A 19798-nucleotide genomic window follows, 5' to 3' on the forward strand; every position below is an offset into this window, starting at 1 on the left:
GTTTTTGCGTCAAGAAAAAATCTCACTCAAATTGACACATATCAAAGCGCGAATGTGTAGATTTTTCTACTCTTCGGAGAGAAGGCAAAGAGAGGGACTTCTTTGCTATTCTTTTTAACGCGTCACTTGACGCTAAGGGAGTAAGAAAATGATCTCGAAAATATTCACTAAGGCCTCTGTGAAAGCTGGTCTCATTGCAGGCTGTGCATCGCTCGCACTTGTCACGTCGCCTCTGGTGTCTGACACCGCGTTCGCTCAGCAAGGCTCCGGCAACCAGATGAAGGGCGGAAATTCAGCCGGTAGCGGGCGTGGTGCTAGCGCTGATCAGCATGGCGGCGGTATCTCTGGAAGGGGCAAAGGTCTGTCCAGCATTTTTAAGGATATGCCAGGCTCAGGCACAAACATCGAGACCCAGATTTTTCGCGGGAAAGGCGAGCGGGTGATCATCATCATCGAAGAAGATGACGATAGCGACCGTCCGGACTGGGCCGGAGGCAGTAAGGAATTAAACCCGCACCGCGGTGAAGGGAATACGAGTCCCGGCACAACAAAGGGTGATCTCTACGGCGACTTGGTTTACCTACTCCGCGATCCAGTAACTGGGCTCCCAATAGAAGTAGATGAGGGCGTTTACGCCGCCTGCCTCGACACGGCCTGCGTCACATATGAGCCAATCATTGATGGCGAGATCCCGGCGGGCGCGATCGAGGTGGACTTTGGTCGCACCAACATCATGCGTGCACCGGATTCAGTTCTTCAGCACTCGCTCGATGAGGTACTGTTGAAACTGGCGGCCGCGACCACTATCGAAACGGATGAAGCCGGGCGTCTCGTGTTGGACGGCGCCACGATTGACTCGCCGCTCGAAAACCTTGCGCTCTACGAAGCTTTGACCAGTGGCGATGTTAGTCTCGATGGCTACGATTCATTGCTTCTTGCGACCAGCGCCTTGGCTGGTGCTGCGGACAAAACCGGAACTATCGATCTGGACTTCCTGTATAACGTGAACGATATTTCAGGTATTAATACCGGTGACTTGGAGTACTATGACTACTCTGGCTTCACCTATGAGCGGGATTATGATGACGCAGCCAATGGTGACGAGCCGTATAGCTATTTCTATCTGGACGAGGACGGGAACCCCGTTAGTGCTTCCCTCTACATCGACGATTACCTTGCCTCGGTAAATGGTGAACTGACCGACAGCACCGGTGCGACGCTCTTCGCAGCGGCCGCAGACGATGCGCTTGAAGTGATCGAACTCATTCATACGCAGATTCATGACGAGAAGCTGCCGGGGACGATCGAGTAATAGGTGACCTTAAGTGCAAGCCAAAGTGTGAGATCCGGGGGCGGTAATAAATGCTGCCCCCGAACCTAGGAAAGAACGGGATGAGTGATATGCCAAGCGAAGCGTTGGATCGCCGATTGGTTTTGGCGGGCATTTTTCCATTATCACTGACATGTATCGCTCGCGCACAGCACAGGGACGAGTCCGACACCAGTCATTTATCCGGAAGCGGGCGTGGGAATAGCAGCGGTCGCTCCAGTGCGCAGCGCGGCCTCTCCGAGGATCCACATAGCGGAGAAGACAAGCATTCGGATGTTAATAAGGTATTGAGCGTCGGCCGAGCAATCGGTTGGCGCGTAACTTTTTGAGGAAAATGATAATGACGGAAAATCTGAAGCGTCGGACGTTTTTGATGGGAGGCACTTGTTCCCTCCTGATGGGGGTGGCATTGTCAAACCCCGCCGCAGCGCAATCACATTCTTCAGGCGGCGGATCCGGTAAACACCGGGGAGGGGGTCGTGGCGGCGGTCGCGGCCGTGGAGGCGGAACAGACAAACATGGTGGATCCGAAGAGGACCATGCCTCCGGCGATGACCATACCTCTGGGGATGACCATACCTCCGGCGATGATCACGGAGACGATGGGGATGAACATGGCGACGAAGGCGATGGAAAAGGGCCAAAGTACCGAGGTGGTCGTGAGACGACTGAATTCAGAGGAAATGGTGGCCACTCCTTGGTTGAACGGGTCTTGAAGGTGCCCCTGCCGGAATAATGCAGCGGGTGCTGTCAGACGGATTCGAACCAGTCTCCGTTTCCCGCAAACAGCGTGAACTTAAGTGCAGACGGAGGATCAAGCCGCTTCGCTCTTGGATGATGGGGAGAACTTTTTTGTTCAGGAACCAACCGTGCCCGACAGCCACCTATGGCTACGTGAAGCACCGGCTCAAGGTTCTGGTTCATTATTCGAATACATGAAATGACTGCTTTGTCCGCTCTACCGACATTAGTGCGTTCCGCGGCGAATGACTGCCTTGAGCCCAATTTGACCGATGCTGCGATCCCCACCAAGTTCTGAAAACTGCTGAGAATCGGTCCTTTGAAGGCGCGCTTTGTGTCCGTCCGGTCATGGACTTGACGGTTTTTCGTCGTATTCTTGAGGTCCTTCGTGAGCATTGTTTGTGCGACTTGTAATTGCCTGGTGGCGCATGCTGTCGGGTGTTTTGGGGATGAATGGATTTGGTCAAATTGAAGCGCATTGGACCTAGAATGACTTTGGGACCTTGCTAACCCAGCAATGGGAGATATTCCCTTGTCCGAGCCTGGATTGAGGCTGTGGGCGCTAAGACGACACTTATTGAGCCATACAACCCTGTGGAAAGCGGTTATGTTGAAAGCTTCAATGCTCGCTTCCGGCACAAACCTTTGAACCGGGAGCTATTTAAATCACTGAGAAAAGCACAGATCATCATTGAGTGCTGGCGAAAACACTACAACACAAAGCGGCCATACAGCGCATTGGGTTGGGGGTTTCCGGCTCCGGAAACCCCCATACCGATGGACCAGCGGCCGACTAAGCACTATAATCAAGATGGCTCAGACAATTCAGGCTAAGCAACCGCGGAAATCGCACGATTGAAAACAATATTAGGGATGTAGGATGAGATTCGGATTAGCACTAGTTGCAGCGTTGGCATTGGCCGCTCCGGCCTTTGCTCAGGGCACAGAAAAGCCAAATATTTTGGTGATTTGGGGCGATGATGTGGGCTGGAACAATACCAGTGCCTACAACCGTGGGATGATGGGGTATAAGACGCCAAACATCGACCGGATCGCAAATGAAGGTGCGATGTTCACTGATTGGTATGGTCAGCAAAGCTGTACCGCTGGGCGCGCGGCGTTCATCACGGGGCAAAGCCCGTTTCGCACTGGTCTGCTTAAAGTCGGCTTGCCCGGGGCGCCCGAAGGCATGTCAGAGCTGGATCCGACGATCGCTGGTCTGTTGAAAAACCACGATTACATGACCGCACAATACGGCAAGAACCACCTTGGTGACCTTGACAGTATGTTGCCGACCAACCACGGCTTCGACGAGTTCTTTGGCAACCTCTATCACCTAAATGCCGAAGAAGAGCCCGAGCATCCTGACTATCCAACGGATCCTGCCTTCCGCGAAGCTTTTGGCCCGCGTGGTGTGATCAAATCCTCTTCGGATGGTGAACTGCAAGACACAGGTCCACTGACCAAAAAGCGGATGGAAACAGTGGACGAGGAAATCCTTGCTGGCGCTGTCGACTTCATGGAACGTGCCGTTGCGGCTGAACGTCCGTTCTTTTTGTGGGTCGCATTCACACGAATGCACGTCAACACGCATCTCAAGCCTGCATCCCAAGGCGTGACCGGCCTTGGGATTTATGCTGACGGTATGGTTGAGCATGACGGCCACGTCGGGCAGGTCCTCGACAAGCTCGACGATCTGGGCATCGCGGACAATACGATCATCATGTATTCGTCTGATAATGGTGCAGAGATGTTCACGTGGCCTGATGGCGGCAGTACGCCGTTCCGCAACGAGAAGAACTCTAACTGGGAAGGCGGCTATCGCGTACCCACGATGATCAAATGGCCCGGCGTGATTGAACCTGGCACGGTCTACAACGATGTGTTCAGCCACGAAGACATGTTGCCAACGCTGCTGGCGGCTGCGGGTGAGCCCAACATCAAGGAAAAGCTGCTGGAAGGTCATTCGGCAATTGGCCGTGACTACAAGGTGCACATCGACGGCTATAACCTGATGCCGTACTTCAGCGGTGAAGTCGAAGAAGGGCCGCGCAAGGAGTTCTTCTACTGGACGGATGACGGTGAGTTGGCGAACCTTCGCTATGACCGTTGGAAGATGGTCTTCATGGAGCAGCGTGAGGAAGGCTTTTCCGTCTGGGAAGAACCTTTGATCACTCTGCGTCTGCCCAAGCTAATGGACATGCGCGGCGACCCGTTCGAAAAAGCGGATGAAGAGTCAGAGAACTACGCGATGTGGCGCTTTGACCGGGCGTTCTTGGTCCTGCCGGCTGTAAACTATGTAGCCCAGCACCTGGCAACCTATCAGGAGTTTCCCCCTCGTCAGGAGCCCGGCTCGTTCAACCTGAACGCCGTTCTGGAAACCCTTCGGAGCAATCCAGGCTCCAACTAAGCACAATAAAGACCCCGCTGGCATGCACCGGCGGGGCCTTTTTCTTATGCGCAGTGATCTGATTGATCGATACAGTGCCGGACTGGGAGAGGACGGTTTAACCCGGTTGTTGGAAAATAGCGTGCATAATTCCAATGGCCATCATCGTCATGCCAACGACGAGATGATCGTGGGCCACACCACGCTGTCCTCAGGCTCCGTTCCGGGCATCCAAGGAATGGTAATCAACCTTTGACTTGACCGCGACGAGGGCACCGTATTCTACAATGTGCAGAACCCGGACTTTATGTTGGGGGCCGCAGGCGTTGATGCCGATACCAAAATCGACCCGACACAGCACGCGGCCACAACGGATGATCGGACCTTCCGCAATATCCTGACCTCGACGGTCGCGGACGAAATCCGCATGCAATACGGGCTTGAGTCAAAGGTACCGTCCACCTGCGGCCGAGGCCATTTTCCCGATTGACCAAAGGCCAATCATCCAATTGCCTTTAATCTGAGCCACTCAGGCGGCGCTGTTAATGGTGACCGATGATGGATTGGACCGATTGTCCCGATGGACCGGGGCCATAACCATTGGAGTTGTGCAACTGGTATTCAATCCATTTCAAAGGTCCGCTAGGCGCACAAAAGCGGCTGCCTGAGCAAAAGCAGCGAATTCACACTTTGTCCGCACAGCGGAAGTAGGCATATTTTTTAGTAGCGTCCGCTCTTGTGGTAAGCGGACATTCGTAACCAAAGTTTCGAATTTCCAGTCGCTAACGGCGGCTTGACGCGACACAGCAGACACCCGCCAAAAACCTGTGAACTTCCGCTTTGAGCCCGGAGCGGCCTTAAGGACTACGCTGACTGCCCCAATTGAGCCATGCTGCATCCTCCGGCGACATGAGCGACGCGCTGCTCCTTCTCAGACCAGGCGACATAGGCATTAAAGACGTTGTGCTTTTGAAGGTAGCCATTGTCACCTGAGGCACACCCCAGCGCCCGCTTGTCGCGTTTTCGCACCAGTTGGGACCACCACTTATGCACGTCCTGCAGGCTCGACTTGCGGTTCCTGAGATACGCTTCGGTCATCCAACTTTTCCCGGCACACCCAGCCTTGTGGTCGTCCAGATCGAGAACATGGAGGTCACCGCCTGTAGCGATCCCGAAACCGTTGGCGCTGTCCCAGTTGAACGTGTCAACGTCAGTACTCGCGACGTTCACCCAGTTGGCCAGGCGGGTTGCAGCGAAAGGCGGCAACCCCTGAACCAGTCACTCGTGCAACATGCAGAGAAGGCTACCGAAGAGCCCAAAGAACCGAATGCTGCGCACGGATTTTTCGGCGTCAAAGTTCGGTAGCCGCCATTCACTACCCCCCTATTAATGTCTTCTATGCAGATCGGACGGGTGGGTCGTGCACTCATGGCCGATCTATCTAAAACAGAAAGTCGGGACCGTATCTAGGGATGGTAGTTTGACAGCTCCGCCCGTTTTTTTCCTGAGCCTTCGTTAGAGGGCACAGAAGGATTTTGCCATTATAGATGGCAAAGCTCGTATTAAGATCCTGAACACAGGCATTCATTTCCTTGCCGTCATTCAACCCATAACGCCCAGAACACATGTCCCTATAGTACAATTGCTTTTGTTCCAGTGTAGATTGCGCATACCAAGCCGGGCTTCCTCTTTGGCCAATTGTGCCGTCTTCGCAACCAGCTAAGACTACTATTACACAGAGCAACATTCCATTTCGAAAATTTATCATCCAACTACTCCAGCTTTTCCCTTAGGGGGCAAACTTCTGGCATCAATGTGTTGCGATTAGAAAAGACGTTGTCTGATTGTGACAGCGAAGTTGTTGATTGTGTCTTGATAGTCCTGCTGTCTTGTTTTGTACCCGTTGGGGTTCAGGGTCAGTATAGCCCCTGTGAGTACCGCTGCATCTGCAATGCTGCGTGGAGTCGCACTGAATACATTACCACCTGGGACTAGAACTTCTCCGGACTTAGCATCCCGGATTTCGGCAGTCCCTCCGATGGTGCTAACTGAATATTGATTCAATGTTTCACGTCCACTGTCTCCAAGCGTAAAAGCATTGACCTGAAGAACGAATATTGCTGACCGCCCATTTTTGTCCGACCCCGCCGCCAACTCTCGTTGAAGCGAACTGGTTAGATCAGCGTTAATCTGTTTTGCCGGGGGAAGGCTAATCAACTGCTTGGATGTTAACTGCGATACATCAACAGAAACCGAAGTTATGTTATAAGGTTTTGCTGAACCTTGCGTCATGATCGCAGATGTAGCGCAGGCTGAGAGTGAAACTACTAACAATAATGCAGCAAAAAGCTTCATTTTTATGGTCTCTTTTCTTTGTGAAGGATGGACGTCGGAAGACTACCTGAGACCTCAGAAACCGTTCTCATTGAACTGAATATTATCGAAAAACTGTTTTGTTTGGCTACGTTCCGCTGCGGTAAGACCAGTTGTGGTTGCACGAGAAGAATAGCCCATATCAATCGCGACGTCTTTGCGCAAAGGATGGCGGCAGGTATAGCCAATATTCGTTTCATATACTGGACCAGAGCCAGCTATTTTGGCTTTCGTGTTTTGAAGGCTGCCTTCAAACTTCAGGCAGCGTGTTCCTTTGTAATTGACCTTCTGAGTCTTTGCCGGAGATTTGGCTTTTTTGGCTTCCGCTAAAAAACTGTCGTCGCTTAAACTGCTATCAATTTGAACTATGGATACTTTGAAGATTTTGGATTCGCCTTGAAGATTACCCGCTTTCCCTAGTGCAACGCTCCCCGGGTTTGAAACGACCGTCCGCCATCCCGGTTCATTTGGTGACACAACGGTAGCACCGATGAGATTGAATCCAGTTCGGGGAGTGACCTCTGTTGGAGTAGAACCACAACCACCGAGTACCGCCAACGAAAGAAAAGCCACCAACGGGCGTTTCAAAAAATCCATTTCCATAATCCCTAAAAAAAAGTGTTTGACACACAGATCACAAGGCTGTGAATAAGTCACGCTTTAACAAGCTTCCCTTACGTAAGGGGTTTTCAATCTGTTACGGAGTTTACGTCCGATTGGTCCATTTGAGTTTGAATGAAACGTCGATTGCCCTTTCTCACGCGAAGGTCCGTTCTGTCCCGCAAGGCGGTCATTAATACAGAGTGCAGCGAACGTCTGGTGCCGGTAAAAGCAGCCATTCGGAACAAAAGTTTCGAATTTTCAGTCGCTAACGGCGGCTTGACGCGACACAGCAGACACTCACCAAAACTCAGCGTAGGTCTGCATCGAGCCCAATCCGGAAATACTCTTTTCGCCACACTCACAGGTGCAGCAATGGATCGGTTGAAATCCCTCGCTTAGGACAAAATCTCAGTTCGCGCGACGTTTGATCGATATGATGCAATCAGCATGCTGCGGGTGAAGAGCTGGTAAGTCTCGGCCCAGTACATCAATTGAACCGATATGGCGCAACGCTCCAGAGACTGAAACACGCTGATCAACGAGCGATTTTCGCTGTCCATGGCCACTGGCAACACAGCGCCACGGTTGTCCGCCCTCCAATGCTTCAAATTCTGGTAAATTGTGCTGTTCCTGTCGGCCGGGGCTTATCGTAATATGTTGTTTTTTGAGTGCGGGAGCCGTTGTCGCCAATTGGTGAGACGTTGCCCCCCCTTTTGCAACAGGTTTTTGTGCAGTCGGTCGAGGTTTCGGCCGCGGTACCATAATCGGTTTGGCCTGCTGTGCCTTCGGGGGACTGATTGAAGGCGTTTTTCCGTTGGTCTTGCTTGGTATGAGCGACGGTATCAAGTATGGTGTTCCCTGCGGTGTTTTTGACGGAATAGCTGTTGGTATTTGTTGTGGTATCTGCTGCGGTACCGGAAAGGGGATCGCACCGGTTGCCGTAAAACTGGGTTGTGCTATGGGCTGTACTATGATCGTTGCCGGAACTTTTCCGTAGCCGACAAAGGTCTGCGGAGGGTTGGGTTGAATTGTCACAACCGGCAGGCCATATCCGGTAAAGGAAGGTGCAAGCTGTGAGGTTACTGTCGTTACGGGCGATGTCCCTGTGATTATTTGCGGTGGCAGAGGACGCAGCGTGATAGTCGGCTTCCCAGCGCCTGTTATTGTAGGTCCCGGCTGCCCGACGATTGGCGGCACCTGACCAGTCCCGGTGATCGTTTGCCCCGGTTGCGGAGTTACCACAATGACCTGGGTAGGCAACCCACCAGGTGTTTGCGGATTTGTGGGGCCTGTTGCAGGTTTTTGATTGGCAGTTGGCACGCTTGAAGGTGTCTGGCTTGGTTGCGTTGAACCCGAGCTTCCACAACTTGGACCACGGTGCGGATTGCCTACACCGTTACACCATCCATAGTGATTACCATTGGCTGAACCCTGTGCCGCGACGATTGCGGCAACAATGGATAGAATTGCGGCGGATATATAGCGTTTCATAAGGTCACCAGCTTTTGGAAAGGGCAAGATAGAAGGCAGGATCACCCGAGTCCGTCTCAGAACCGGATGTCATCGGTACGGCGACATAAGCCTGTGCGAAGAACCTGTTTTCAAACTCAAGATCGAGTCCAACACCCACAGAGGACAGGAATTCTCCGTCTATTTCTCCAACGGACGGTTCATTGTTGTCCACGTAACCTACATCAACAAAACCAAAGGGTCGAAACCGTCTGACAACTTTAGATTGGGGAAAGAAGTCTCTTCCAGCTTGCAAAACTGCGGAGAAACCGGAATCTCCCTGGACTTCTGCGAAAGCGTATCCACGCTCATCGTCGATTCCACCAAGGTAGAACTGTTCAATGCTTGGAAGACGATCATTCGTATACTGCCCCCATAATTCGGCGCGAAAACTGGAGTTCTCACCGAACCAGGATACGGGTTGTTGGTATCCGAAACCTACGCGCAGGTGCCAAAAGTCCTTGTCACCATCACTAAATCCAACCGCATCGCTTGTGCGCGAACCGACCGCAAAGTTTGTGGCATATTCAAATGCTCCACCGTTTTGCAGGGCGCGACCGTAAATCCACGACGCGGCAATTACATTAACGGTGCTTTCAAAGTCCGTGCTGACGCCATCAACATCACTGTCGGAACTTGATCTGCGTGCCTCAAGTAGCGCGTACCCGTAAGTATCCACGTCGCGGATAACCGGGTGACCGATCGCAAGGATAGCAGTATCCCCGTCAAGGTCCGTTTGGCGCAGCGTTCCGGTAGCATCGCGATCTCCAACAGCGTTGCCCAGATAAACCTCGCCGTAGGTGCCCGAGAAACCAAGGGGCGCGCGATATATGACGGAGCCATACAGATCGTTCTCGTCGCCGTCGAAGGCTGCGGTGCCAGATAATTCAAAGCGAAACAGATCACCGGGTGTGAACAAGCTGACAAATTCCTGACCAAAGGTCAGTGTTGCCGCATCCCCGAACTCGCGCGCAGGGTTGTCCAGCGTTACATAGCCAGAGCTTGTGTCTTGCTGTTCGGCCACAACACGGACATGTGCTGTTTCCTGTCCATCGGGGTAGTAAATTTCGGCCGAGGCGGCAACGGATTGGATATCTTCGGTCAGCATCACGGCGCGCTCGAACTGTGCGAGCGTCACACCCTGCTTGCCGACAACGGGACGGAAATAACCGTTGATGAGATTGAACGTCCTCTGGTCCACGCCTTCAATGGAAACAGAGCCAATTTCGCCTTCATCGACAATAATTGTGTTCCCGTCGCGGCTGACGCGCGCTTCCGCAAGGAAATAACCGTCTTCACGGTATATTGTCTCGATCGTGCGCGCGATCCCTGCAGCGGTAACAGCACCGGTTCTTTGCAGTTCAAGCTGTGCGGCAAAGCTCAGGATTTCTTCTGCATTGTAAGCGCCCGCTCCTTGCAATTCAAAAGTTTGCGTTTGAGCCTGAACGTCTGTGACACCGACTATCGTCAGGATCGTAGCAGTTAATAGGCACACAATCGTATTTGCTGCTTGCAGCTTGTGTCGGACATAATGTTGCAAATGCTCAAACCTCAGCATGTTTTTAGACAAGTATACAACTAAAAACCAAGGCGAAACTATGGCAAATGGTGACCTGCTCAGTTTTCATTTTGATTGATATCAAAACATCACAACCAAAGATCAAAAGCGCTTCTTTAATGCGTGTGTGGCATCAGTATACTAGATGGCCTTCGCGCTCATGATATTTTGCCTTAAATTGTTATCAGCGCAAGTCAGCCACTTCGCGAAAAGGACAAACAAATGTATCGTTCACTATTAGCACCACTGGTTTTGATAGGGATCCTGGGAGGTCCTGCATCTTCTCAACCTCTTTTGGAGGAGCCTATGGCTTTCAATCCTTACAGTGAGACTGCAATGGCGATCACGGGACCGGTAATCTTGTCTACCACAAAGATGGTTTTCGAGACCGGCAAGTTTATTGATCTCGAAATGTTACACTCTCAGAATTCTGGTGGTTGGGGTGCTTCCGGTGATGTGCCAGTTGCTCAGGTATTTCGGGTCTTAGGTAACCCGGGGCCGTTGCGACGTGGGAACATGCTCTGTGGTGATCAGCCGGTGACATACATGGCGGCCTGGAATGAGGAAAACTCCGGATTTGAGACCTTGGGCATTGCAATGTTTACTGGGCTGGATGTGCCGACAGGTGTCGCCGCCCAAGGTATTTGCGCGACCTATTTTTTCTCGATGGATGCCCTGAATTAAGTTGTCGGGCAGATCATTCTATTGGGCTGTATCTATCGTTTACTGATGTCGAAAAGAGTTTGGTTCAGCGATAGGGAATGCTGAAAAACGTGTAGCTGTTCGTCTGGGTGAGCGTTCCCGCTCCTGTCTCCGCCATTAAACTGGACATAGACGCGCTTCCAGTCGGGCAAGCAACAAGATCAGCTGCGTCATCTAGGAACTCGGAGGTGAAGGCGCTTTCACCAACAAGTTGGCATTCATCTGTTGGGCCACGGTATCCACGGACAAATAAAAGCTCGGGATCGGGTTCGCTGATTGCAAGATCCGGTGCAGTCTCGACACAACCCGTCACTAGCGTTGTCATGACCACGGCAAGCAGGGTGATAATGAGAGGCTTGAGGTTATCAGTCATTACTATTCCCACTTTGCTACAGTGCTGCGCCACATCATTTCGTCATCGTCCCAAACGCTAGCCACAACGCAGGGGCTTGGGCTGATCCCGTCGCACTGCGAATAGTGCACATTCGCCAAGAGAACCCTGTGGGGACCGATCTGTGCCATATCCCAACCCTGATTGAGAAGTGAGCCGATATTATAGCCAATCAGGAAATGAGAGACACATCCCCCTGTGCCGCAATACATTGAAGGTACAGAAGAGCAGGCGAACCCGGCTTCGTCCAGCACCCAGTCGCTATAGAGGTCACCATCAAGATCAACCCTGTGCACGGCTCCGAATTCGACGGCGAACTGCCCGTTGTCCAAATCTGAACATGCCCGCTGCGCTGCCTCCACTTTTTCAAGTAACTGCGCGGGTAGAGCGGACCAATCCTGGGCATTCGCCGAGACGCCGACGAACGCCACGCCGACGACTGTCAGGAAGACAGCCCGGCTGGCTTTGACATTGGTTTTGCCGACTGACCACACTTTTGCTCTATCCTCCATTCATAAAGCCTGCGTCAACCATTCAACTGCGATGAGGGGCTCGCGCCTGTGTCCGAACCATCCCAAAAGTGCCAACCGCCCAGATGAAAAGGGCGATGGCATTTGTCGCTATTGATGCCCGGAAGGCGGCGCGCCACGGCTGCGTCAGAGGAAGCCTTCGTCTGTCAAAGACATGATGCCTTCGGTCGTTCCATCTCCGTAGGTGATACACTGCCAAGGTGCTGCATCTGGTCCAACGCCGACGATTACTCGGATATTGGCCTCGCGCGCCTCGGACGACAGAACCCTAACTTGACTATTGCCCGTCGCTTGGGCGACTGCTGTCAAACAATCCTGGTTCGCGCGACTTGGAGTTGAGCTTGTGGAGCCGGTATCTTCTACGCAAGCCGTCAGCAAAGTTACCAGGAGCAAGCCTGGAACGAGTTTATGTGCTTTTTTCACGTTGTATGCCTTTCTTGTTCGACGTGTCAGTTGCATTGTTCGTAGGTGTAATCGCCGAATTCTATCCAGTTCCGCCCCCCATCGCTGAAGACGAGAAATTCGGACCGGTCTTCGCCGAGGAGCGCGACTTGGAAGCCTGCCGGCGGCTGTGAGTTTCCGAAGAAGCTGTACGAGGTCATCGCGCGGATGGTTTCGCCATTGACGGTCACGATCGCATCCCATTGGTCGCCCGGCTGGCCCACGATGGCGTATTCAATAACTCGCTGCACAGCACCGCCGCCGCAATAGACAATGCCTTCAGGCGCTTCCATGGACTGCGACGATGACGCGTCGGAGGTACAGGCCGCGCGTAGCGAGCGCACCGCGGCTCCGGACCCTTTCAGCGTGAAGATGCCATAGGACACATCCTGGTCAATCATCGATAGGTTCAAGACGGCATTCTTTGCGATCTGGTCCAGCACGAAATCATAATCTGCTTGGTCGTCGAACCGAACCTCGACAGGATAATTGTCCACGATTGAGATATCCGAATTATCTGATCCCGCTTGGAACGCGCCAACCTCAGATGCACCGTTCTCCATAAAACGGAATGAGAGGCCTTGCTTGGCGGCTATGTCTTCAGAATCCTCATATCCGGCGGGAGCGAACCGGACCCTGTCGCACTGCAACTCAAGGCTCATGTTGCCGGTCTGGATAAAGGCGTTGGGATTTGGTTGCCCATTGAAACTCCAGTCCGCAGCTGCAGCGGATGACATCATGACCATGAGGATCATAGTGGCAATTAGATGTCTCTTCATAAGTAATCTCCCAGGCAACCAAGCCATGTTTCATCATGCCACAGCGAACCCCCAGACTGGTCCACATCATCGGTTTATACTACAGGCGGACCATATTCATTCGTAACTTCCTGTGAAGGCCTACTAAGCCACCAGATCATAAGGAGTAAAAGTATAAGCTGAAGAACTGCGACAACCATTAACCCAGTGACGCCAAGCAAGGCTGCTGGACCACGCAGCGCTTCAGGGTCGTCCGCTCCTTGTTCAAGAACTGAAAAAACAGCAACGCCGCTGAAAAGCATGATCATCGTTACAATGCTCAATGCCGCGGGCAAAAGCAGATACCAGCCAGGCCTTCCGGTGTCATGCAGCCGACGCCACCCGGCAGCAAGCATGGGTATGGCTACCGCGAGCTGGAAGATCGGGGTCAGGACTTGCACGCCTTCACCGGTATCAGGGTTAACACCGAACAACGAAGTATCGATCACTGCGAAAACAACGCTGACGACAAAGACGAACAGAGCAAACCACCAATACTCGGAGCGTGCCGCCCGCCCTGAAAAAACGAAGTATTTTGCAAGGCACGTTTTGGTTGCTTCAATGAAACCCATGTTTGCGTTCTCCCAAGATAAGATAACGAAAAGTTTCAAACACGTGGAAACAATTTGCAAGCATTTACATCTAATAAACTACCCAGATGCTGCACCAGCATCAGGCGGCTTCGTCCCGCAACTCGGTCATAGCCGGAATTGTGGTGAGCGTCTGCTATCGCGCTAAGCGGCCATACGAGGTTGAAAGCCCGCATTTTCCGTGCCGAACGGCGGTTCAGTGGCGCTTAGCAGCCATCTGACAGAAACGCTCGGATGACTGCGTTGAGCCCGACTCGGCCATTGTGATTTTATGCCGCGCGCGCGCGCAGCACAAAAAATGCGGCGAGAGCGAAAACCGTCATGCTGTCGCGCGACGAGAGAAACGGCCATTGGTGCAGCCCGCAGCATGGGACAAGCGGCGAATATTCAGGTCGCAGGACAGAACCGCCGTTTGCAAATACCGCTATCCTTACTGATGAGTTAGGTCAGTTTACGTCGATGGGCTCCACCTCTTGAAACGTCCAGATGCCGTCGAGGATTTCTTCCCGAGGTTGGTAGAGCCGGACGGCAGATCTCCACCCCGGTGTGACGGGGATGCAGTTCACGCGGCCAGCCCCTAAAGAAGCGGCCGCCGTTTCGAGCTGCTACTCGGTAGGCTCCATCTCGGGGAACACCCACGCACCGGAGATGATTTCGGCCTCCGGACGATATGTGCGCGCAACATAGTTCCAGCCATTCGTAATCGGGATACAGTTGATGCGTCCATCCTCACAGCCACCCGCGTTAAACGTGATGCTGCCATCCTCGTTCCGCTCGGCGGTGACGTTGTTGAGAGCATTCACGCCCAGATCATTCGGCTTGAGATAGTTGTCCTCACCGTAGACCGTGATCGACCAGAACCCGTTTCCGACGAGAGGCACATCCTTAACCGTTAGACTATAGGGTGTTGCGCCGCCGTTTTGCGCCGGCGAATGCGTGAAGTAGATCGCGCCTTCCTTGGGGTTGCCGCCCCAGCCCGCTGCCGTGCCCATCTTGAATTCCAGAGGGTCGAGCTTGGACCGGTCTCCAAAAAAGCCTCTGGTATCAGACACTGTGGACGCCAACAGGGCCAAAGCCCCCCGGACCTTCAGCAGCGAGGCTTCGTCCCATTCGGGCACTTCAAACCTGCCGATATCGGCTTGGCTCACCACAACCTGATCCTGGAACGCATTCGCCTTTGCAACGTCTTCAGGATCCTTGGAGTCCATGAAGGTTCGAAGTGCGATAATCGCATAGCGCGTACCTATTTGTTCCTGTGTCAGGGTGAACTCGACCGGTGAATATTCCACCGGCAGCATCGAGTGGTCCTGATTGATGATCAACGCCGACATAAAACGCTCGCCGGTATCCGGCAGCGTGATCGTGACAGGATTTGTCAGGTCGAAAACGCCGAACGAATAGAGTGTATCGAGGTTCATGCGTACTACATTCTGCTCGTCCAGCGGCGTGGGTTGGCGGATGTGGTAGAACTGCCCGAACCCGTCGGCATCGACATAGGCTTGCATGGTCCGGTCAGTTTCTGCACGTTCAAAGTTTTCGACAGTCACCAGCTCTTGTGCAGTCGCTGAAAACGCCAGGCAAGTTCCGACAAGCACACCCGCAGCCGTTTTGAGAATAGTGGCTTTCATTATCTTTTCCATTCACTAAGAAGTTCGAACCCCGGCGCAAAATTGCGGACGCGCCAGGGGATTTCATTTGATTATTCAACCAGTTCGAAGTCACCTGGTTTCCATGTCTTGTCGAACCACGGCTCCAGCGGGCCGTAGAGGCGTATCAGGGTGTTCCAGCCCTTGCCAGGCATGGTCTGCACCCAGTTGCTTTCTTTGCCTTCCGGCGCTTTAGGTCCGAACCAAACCGTGTAGGAACCATCATCATTGGCCACCAGATCAGGCTTGTTGCTGTCGATACCGGCACTTTTCTGATCGGTTTCCAGCATCGACCGCGTCTGGTTGTCATAGACCATGAACGACCAGAAGTTGTTCACCGGGATCGGCGCAGGCAACGTGATTTTGTAGGTCTTGCCACCGTCCAGATAGTCGCCGTTCGCATCGCGTTCGGCATAGCCATAGACCGACCCTGTTCCGACCGCAGGCTTCGCCATCGCTGGAGTAATGACCGTCGCGTAGTAGTGGAAGAGAACCCGGGAATCCTTCATCCGCTCGCCATCATTGTAAAATTCAGAGCTGCCACCGATGAAGTTAGTTTTCCACTGCCGGTCCTCGAAGTAGTATCCGCGGGGATCGCGTTGCGCGAAAATGATCGACCGAGCGGTGGCATTGCCGACTGCGACCGCGTCCGTGAGGATCTCGCGCATCCGCGCGTCTGGCTCGAACGGTTGACCTTTCTTGATTCCAATCGCGGCCAAGGTACCGACCAGTTCAGGCGGAAGTGCACCTGCCGGTTCTTTCTAGATAACCGCGTTGATTTCCTCGTAGAAATTGAAATCGTTGGCATGAACGGTGTTGATTTTCTTACCGGAGAGGTTCACGAACTCGGTCTTCGGCGGATTGCCCCGCTGCTCCCATGGGTAGACTCGCATGGTGTCCTTCACACGCTGGACAGTTGCCTCGATTCCGTCTTCGCCGACGAAGGCACGGATGAGTTGCATGGTTGTATAGCTTGGTGAATGGAAAACGAAATATCCGTCCTCGGGCAATTCTCCCTCATAGCCGGGAGGCACGAATAGATACTTTCCGCCCTCACCTTCGTCCGGCCCGGTGACACCAAAGTCCGTAATGAACCTGAAATACGCGTCATCCATGGGCCCGAGGACACCAGCGGGCACCTCCACCACGATCGGTCCATCTTCCAAGTCGTAGCATTTGGATACGTAAACCGTAGTCGAATTGGGCGTCAGGAACACCGAACGGGCATCCATGAGATTTTCAAAAATGCCGACAGATTGCGGCCCCATGCCCACATCTTCATAGCCACGACAGATGCTGTGGATAGAAGCAGCAGGCATTGCATCCAGAAACGCGGTGACCCCCCGCATGAAGTCAAGATTGTCATAGGCCAGCTTGACCGTTTCGGCATCCGGCGCACCATCTTTGAAACGCAAGGTGCCGAGGCGCGTTTCGACTTCGTCCGGCGTCAAGATGCTCTCGGGCACATCTGCCTTGAACGCCGGATCGGAGGATTGAGCTGTGACGATCGGCGCCGAAAGCGTCGACGCCAGGAGCGTAAGTGCTGCAATCGATTTTGTGTACTTCATGTTTCTAACCGCGATTTTATGGAGGAGGGTTTTTTTCTTGCTGAACTTTTTATTCGATAAGGAGACCGCCACCCAGTGGATTTTATGCTTCACAGGTGCCAATTCCCGACAAAATGTTCTATATGTTTGGATACGGCCAAATCCTGGCTGACCTGAGCCAGAAGGCAGTCGCATGCGCAATGCCGAAATATCGCTTGTTAGTGGAGAAGAGGTTTCCGCTATTGTCGGGTTGATGGAAGATCTTTTGGGAACAGACAGTATTGAGGAGGTTTTGCAGGCTGGTGGTTTTTCCAGCCGCTGGAAGAGTGACGCTGATGCGTACTTGCCCAATGCCGAGTACGTCCGGCTGCTGGAATTAGTTGCCCGTCAAAGCAATCAGCCCCTTCTCGGGGCAATTTTGGGTGACGCACTACCTTTCGCAGAACTTGGATCGTTCGGACGCTATGCCATGTCGGCACCAACTTCGGCCGAAGCATTGCGAAGGGCCGCACGCACACTCAAGTACCATGAAAACGGGTCAAGTTTAAGATTGAGCATTCAAGGCGACCGATTTGATTTGCGTTATCAGCCTCCCACACCCAGGGCTCTTGGGTCACGGCAACAATGCGATGGGGTGGCAGCCCTGTTGATGAACCTGATCCGAAGTTTTGAAGGGCCGGACTGGAGACCCGCGGTTCTCCGCATAGCAGCCGCAAACGGTGCGCGCGCTGAGCATCTGAGCCAGTTCTTCTGTGTGGATGTTGAAGGCATTGAAACCGGGGTCGAAATGATAGGCTGTCTGACCGACATTGTGTCCGGCTCATTGGATGGCTCCTCAGGTTCTGACCCGTTCACGTTCAGCGACTTGCGCAACCTGGCGGAGAGCAAACCGCCCAGCAGTTTTTCAGACGCTTTTTCCTTAGCCCTCCAAAACTTTGTGAAAGACGGCATAACCGACCTTGGAGAAATATCAGATCAACTTCATTTGGAGCGCAGGACGTTGCAAAGACGGTTGAAAGCAGAAGGTAGGTCCTTCGGAGAAATGCTGGAGGAAACGCGCAGGCAGGTTGCGGAAGATTTCCTTTTTAACACCGAAGCCAAGGTTGCTGAAATCGCAAAAAAGGTTGGCTACACGTCGAAGCAACACTTCATTCGCGCATTCAAAAAGTGGACTGGAATGACGCCGGGTTCTTCTCGGCGCATGTCGAGGAAAAATTAGTTTCTGGCTGAACATCGCTTAAGCCGAAATAAAAAAAGCAATCGCTACGGAATAGAGGCGAAGGCGCGTTTATTACCAAACAATCGGATTTTTCGTCAGCTAACAGCGCAACGATGCGACCGCAGCGAAAGGCAGACAATTCCGCTCAGACACACTGTCAGAAAGCCTCGCGTAAATGACGATCCGGAAAATACACCCTAATCTGCTCCTTCGGCGAGGATATCAGAGAAAGTCTGCTAGCTAACCTGACTCGTCTGGCGGAACCTACAACACCTCTAATTTCTTACCACTGTAACCGGCACGTTGGCCAAAAGTTCCTCGAATGTAGTACTGCTGCCAGTTTTGCCGAAACGGCGGCTCGAGTTCATGCCAGCGCCGATTAGTTGAACCACTTCGGGAGAACCCGCAAACTTGGAATGGCTACCGGAGCTCGAATCTTCTATGCTGGAAAGGTCTATGACGGTAACACCAAGGCGATCTAACTCTTCCGTGTCCGCTGCGCCGACACGCTGGACGCCACCTGCGATCCGGCGGGAGAAGCGTAGCGCGAAGTCATCCCTAGAGACCAAGAGATACATCTTCTTGACGATAGAAGGCGGAAGTTCGGCAATCTGGGTCTCAAACAAGTTCAGATCAATGTCAGGTGACGCAAGAATGATATTGTCAATCTCGGTTCCTTTGCCCAAGCGGCCGGATGCATGTTGCTTTACGAGCCCCTCCATGGCGAGGAATGTGCCCATAGAATGCGCAAATATGTCGGCTTTCTCAGCTCTTGTTTTGTTGAGAATCGCGGCCATATTCCCGATTTGCGAACGCGCGATGAGAGCGCTGTTGAGGTCATAGACATACTCGCTCCCTTTTGCCGCTGAAGCCCAGGTGAAAAGCACGGGCACACCTAAAAAGCCCGTGTCTTCTACAAACTGAGCGAGCCTTAGAGTCGCATCACTTGTTGTGTTGTTGAAGCCGTGGATAAAGATGAGAATCTCTCTCTTGCCAGGGGAACGTTTCGATAGCTCGCGATTGATTTCAGCAATAAAGGCCGCTTCATTGCCATACACTGTCGGGTTGACGACGGTAAATTCTGTGCGCGGATCAGGTGGCAACCTCTTGGGGCGTTCCAGCACCCCAGTGATATGGGTTGGCGGCACGGTCGCATCAACCGAGGCAAGTCCAAGTTCTGGTGCCCTCTCGGACGAGTAGAATACACCTGATACATCGGACGCGTCCCGAGTCGACATCAGGAAAATCCTGTGTTTGGTAAGTTCTTCGACGGAGTCTAGGGAGACCTCCGGGTTCATTATGCCAATAAGTTGCGGAGCACGGCCACATCCTGCCAGAATTAGTACAAGAAATACCGCTAAGTGTTGTGAAATGATTCTGATATTCATGGTTGCACTCATACTTTGAAAGTACGGAAAACCAAATACATACT

General features: G+C 52.9%; 20 protein-coding genes and 1 pseudogene. 8 read left to right on the forward strand and 13 right to left on the reverse strand.

Features of this window, described 5'->3' with window-relative positions; all coding sequences use genetic code 11:
• Window positions 1-148 precede the first annotated feature (148 nt).
• The 6 genes and pseudogenes from OLX72_RS03330 to OLX72_RS03355 all read left to right on the forward strand — a co-directional run bounded on the left by OLX72_RS03330 (window position 149) and on the right by OLX72_RS03355 (window position 4950).
• Window positions 149-1312, forward strand: coding sequence for a hypothetical protein (locus OLX72_RS03330; RefSeq protein WP_114871816.1), 1164 nt, complete (start codon window positions 149-151; stop codon window positions 1310-1312).
• A gap of 497 nt (window positions 1313-1809) precedes the next feature.
• Window positions 1810-2046 (forward strand): hypothetical protein, encoded by a 237-nt coding sequence (locus OLX72_RS03335; RefSeq protein ID WP_114871817.1) that lies wholly within the window; start codon window positions 1810-1812, stop codon window positions 2044-2046.
• 559 nt (window positions 2047-2605) lie between these two features.
• Window positions 2606-2905, forward strand: a pseudogene (locus OLX72_RS03340) (integrase core domain-containing protein); the annotation flags it as partial.
• Window positions 2906-2951: 46 nt separating this feature from the next.
• Entirely contained in the window at window positions 2952-4481 is a 1530-nt protein-coding gene (locus tag OLX72_RS03345; protein ID WP_433989821.1) for an arylsulfatase, read from the forward strand.
• A 46-nt stretch (window positions 4482-4527) separates the two neighbouring features.
• Entirely contained in the window at window positions 4528-4716 is a 189-nt protein-coding gene (locus tag OLX72_RS03350; RefSeq protein WP_433989822.1) for a hypothetical protein, read from the forward strand.
• Between the two features lie 51 nt (window positions 4717-4767).
• A complete protein-coding gene (locus OLX72_RS03355) occupies window positions 4768-4950 on the forward strand; it encodes a hypothetical protein (RefSeq protein ID WP_433989823.1) in 183 nt (60 codons plus the stop codon).
• A gap of 374 nt (window positions 4951-5324) precedes the next feature.
• On the opposite strand, the gene OLX72_RS03360 is transcribed toward OLX72_RS03355, so the two are convergent.
• The 5 genes from OLX72_RS03360 to OLX72_RS03380 all read right to left on the reverse strand — a co-directional run bounded on the left by OLX72_RS03360 (window position 5325) and on the right by OLX72_RS03380 (window position 10515).
• Window positions 5325-5726 carry a hypothetical protein gene (locus OLX72_RS03360; protein WP_433989824.1) on the reverse strand — a complete coding sequence of 134 codons (402 nt, stop codon included), beginning with the start codon at window positions 5724-5726 and terminating at the stop codon, window positions 5325-5327.
• Window positions 5727-6284: 558 nt separating this feature from the next.
• Entirely contained in the window at window positions 6285-6815 is a 531-nt protein-coding gene (locus OLX72_RS03365) for a hypothetical protein (protein ID WP_433989825.1), read from the reverse strand.
• 54 nt (window positions 6816-6869) lie between these two features.
• Window positions 6870-7430, reverse strand: a complete 561-nt coding sequence (locus OLX72_RS03370) for a hypothetical protein (RefSeq protein ID WP_433989826.1) — start codon at window positions 7428-7430, stop codon at window positions 6870-6872.
• A 414-nt stretch (window positions 7431-7844) separates the two neighbouring features.
• The gene (locus tag OLX72_RS03375; RefSeq protein WP_433989827.1) at window positions 7845-8927 is read right to left on the reverse strand and encodes a hypothetical protein; all 1083 of its coding nucleotides are present in this window, start codon (window positions 8925-8927) and stop codon (window positions 7845-7847) included.
• A gap of 4 nt (window positions 8928-8931) precedes the next feature.
• Window positions 8932-10515 carry a ShlB/FhaC/HecB family hemolysin secretion/activation protein gene (locus tag OLX72_RS03380; RefSeq protein WP_162797887.1) on the reverse strand — a complete coding sequence of 528 codons (1584 nt, stop codon included), beginning with the start codon at window positions 10513-10515 and terminating at the stop codon, window positions 8932-8934.
• Between the two features lie 210 nt (window positions 10516-10725).
• Between OLX72_RS03380 and OLX72_RS03385 the strand changes: the two genes are divergently transcribed.
• A complete protein-coding gene (locus tag OLX72_RS03385; protein ID WP_162797886.1) occupies window positions 10726-11187 on the forward strand; it encodes a hypothetical protein in 462 nt (153 codons plus the stop codon).
• A gap of 64 nt (window positions 11188-11251) precedes the next feature.
• On the opposite strand, the gene OLX72_RS03390 is transcribed toward OLX72_RS03385, so the two are convergent.
• The 7 genes from OLX72_RS03390 to OLX72_RS03420 all read right to left on the reverse strand — a co-directional run bounded on the left by OLX72_RS03390 (window position 11252) and on the right by OLX72_RS03420 (window position 17261).
• Window positions 11252-11578: a hypothetical protein gene (locus OLX72_RS03390; RefSeq protein ID WP_114868907.1), complete on the reverse strand. Its 327-nt coding sequence runs from the start codon at window positions 11576-11578 to the stop codon at window positions 11252-11254.
• A 2-nt stretch (window positions 11579-11580) separates the two neighbouring features.
• Window positions 11581-12108, reverse strand: a complete 528-nt coding sequence (locus OLX72_RS03395) for a hypothetical protein (RefSeq protein WP_205389038.1) — start codon at window positions 12106-12108, stop codon at window positions 11581-11583.
• A gap of 467 nt (window positions 12109-12575) precedes the next feature.
• On the reverse strand, window positions 12576-13346 hold the full coding sequence (locus OLX72_RS03400) for a hypothetical protein (RefSeq protein WP_114868906.1): 771 nt from the start codon (window positions 13344-13346) through the stop codon (window positions 12576-12578).
• 74 nt (window positions 13347-13420) lie between these two features.
• Window positions 13421-13936: a DUF805 domain-containing protein gene (locus OLX72_RS03405; protein ID WP_433989828.1), complete on the reverse strand. Its 516-nt coding sequence runs from the start codon at window positions 13934-13936 to the stop codon at window positions 13421-13423.
• Window positions 13937-14559: 623 nt separating this feature from the next.
• Window positions 14560-15582: a DUF1254 domain-containing protein gene (locus OLX72_RS03410; protein WP_114872471.1), complete on the reverse strand. Its 1023-nt coding sequence runs from the start codon at window positions 15580-15582 to the stop codon at window positions 14560-14562.
• A 71-nt stretch (window positions 15583-15653) separates the two neighbouring features.
• Window positions 15654-16319 carry a DUF1214 domain-containing protein gene (locus tag OLX72_RS03415; RefSeq protein ID WP_433989829.1) on the reverse strand — a complete coding sequence of 222 codons (666 nt, stop codon included), beginning with the start codon at window positions 16317-16319 and terminating at the stop codon, window positions 15654-15656.
• A gap of 42 nt (window positions 16320-16361) precedes the next feature.
• Window positions 16362-17261: a DUF1254 domain-containing protein gene (locus OLX72_RS03420; protein WP_433989830.1), complete on the reverse strand. Its 900-nt coding sequence runs from the start codon at window positions 17259-17261 to the stop codon at window positions 16362-16364.
• Window positions 17262-17340: 79 nt separating this feature from the next.
• Between OLX72_RS03420 and OLX72_RS03425 the strand changes: the two genes are divergently transcribed.
• Window positions 17341-18366, forward strand: a complete 1026-nt coding sequence (locus OLX72_RS03425) for an AraC family transcriptional regulator (RefSeq protein ID WP_114871757.1) — start codon at window positions 17341-17343, stop codon at window positions 18364-18366.
• Window positions 18367-18641: 275 nt separating this feature from the next.
• Here the strand turns inward: OLX72_RS03425 and OLX72_RS03430 are convergent, their stop codons facing one another.
• A complete protein-coding gene (locus OLX72_RS03430; RefSeq protein ID WP_114872472.1) occupies window positions 18642-19754 on the reverse strand; it encodes an alpha/beta hydrolase in 1113 nt (370 codons plus the stop codon).
• Between the last annotated feature and the right edge of the window lie 44 nt (window positions 19755-19798).

Origin of the sequence: Sulfitobacter sp. TBRI5, assembly GCF_051013555.1 — a bacterium.
Taxonomy (GTDB): Bacteria; Pseudomonadota; Alphaproteobacteria; order Rhodobacterales; family Rhodobacteraceae; genus JL08.

What these genes read in the sequence shown, in the direction of transcription:
- OLX72_RS03330 (WP_114871816.1), top strand. Translation starts at nt 149, where the DNA reads ATGATCTCGAAAATATTCACTAAGGCCTCTGTGAAAGCTGGTCTCATT.
- OLX72_RS03345 (WP_433989821.1), top strand. Translation starts at nt 2,952, where the DNA reads ATGAGATTCGGATTAGCACTAGTTGCAGCGTTGGCATTGGCCGCTCCG.
- OLX72_RS03350 (WP_433989822.1), top strand. Translation starts at nt 4,528, where the DNA reads ATGCGCAGTGATCTGATTGATCGATACAGTGCCGGACTGGGAGAGGAC.
- OLX72_RS03355 (WP_433989823.1), top strand. Translation starts at nt 4,768, where the DNA reads ATGTTGGGGGCCGCAGGCGTTGATGCCGATACCAAAATCGACCCGACA.
- OLX72_RS03365 (WP_433989825.1), bottom strand. Translation starts at nt 6,815, where the DNA reads ATGAAGCTTTTTGCTGCATTATTGTTAGTAGTTTCACTCTCAGCCTGC.
- OLX72_RS03370 (WP_433989826.1), bottom strand. Translation starts at nt 7,430, where the DNA reads ATGGATTTTTTGAAACGCCCGTTGGTGGCTTTTCTTTCGTTGGCGGTA.
- OLX72_RS03375 (WP_433989827.1), bottom strand. Translation starts at nt 8,927, where the DNA reads ATGAAACGCTATATATCCGCCGCAATTCTATCCATTGTTGCCGCAATC.
- OLX72_RS03385 (WP_162797886.1), top strand. Translation starts at nt 10,726, where the DNA reads ATGTATCGTTCACTATTAGCACCACTGGTTTTGATAGGGATCCTGGGA.
- OLX72_RS03390 (WP_114868907.1), bottom strand. Translation starts at nt 11,578, where the DNA reads ATGACTGATAACCTCAAGCCTCTCATTATCACCCTGCTTGCCGTGGTC.
- OLX72_RS03395 (WP_205389038.1), bottom strand. Translation starts at nt 12,108, where the DNA reads ATGGAGGATAGAGCAAAAGTGTGGTCAGTCGGCAAAACCAATGTCAAA.
- OLX72_RS03400 (WP_114868906.1), bottom strand. Translation starts at nt 13,346, where the DNA reads ATGAAGAGACATCTAATTGCCACTATGATCCTCATGGTCATGATGTCA.
- OLX72_RS03405 (WP_433989828.1), bottom strand. Translation starts at nt 13,936, where the DNA reads ATGGGTTTCATTGAAGCAACCAAAACGTGCCTTGCAAAATACTTCGTT.
- OLX72_RS03410 (WP_114872471.1), bottom strand. Translation starts at nt 15,582, where the DNA reads ATGAAAGCCACTATTCTCAAAACGGCTGCGGGTGTGCTTGTCGGAACT.
- OLX72_RS03425 (WP_114871757.1), top strand. Translation starts at nt 17,341, where the DNA reads ATGCGCAATGCCGAAATATCGCTTGTTAGTGGAGAAGAGGTTTCCGCT.
- OLX72_RS03430 (WP_114872472.1), bottom strand. Translation starts at nt 19,754, where the DNA reads ATGAATATCAGAATCATTTCACAACACTTAGCGGTATTTCTTGTACTA.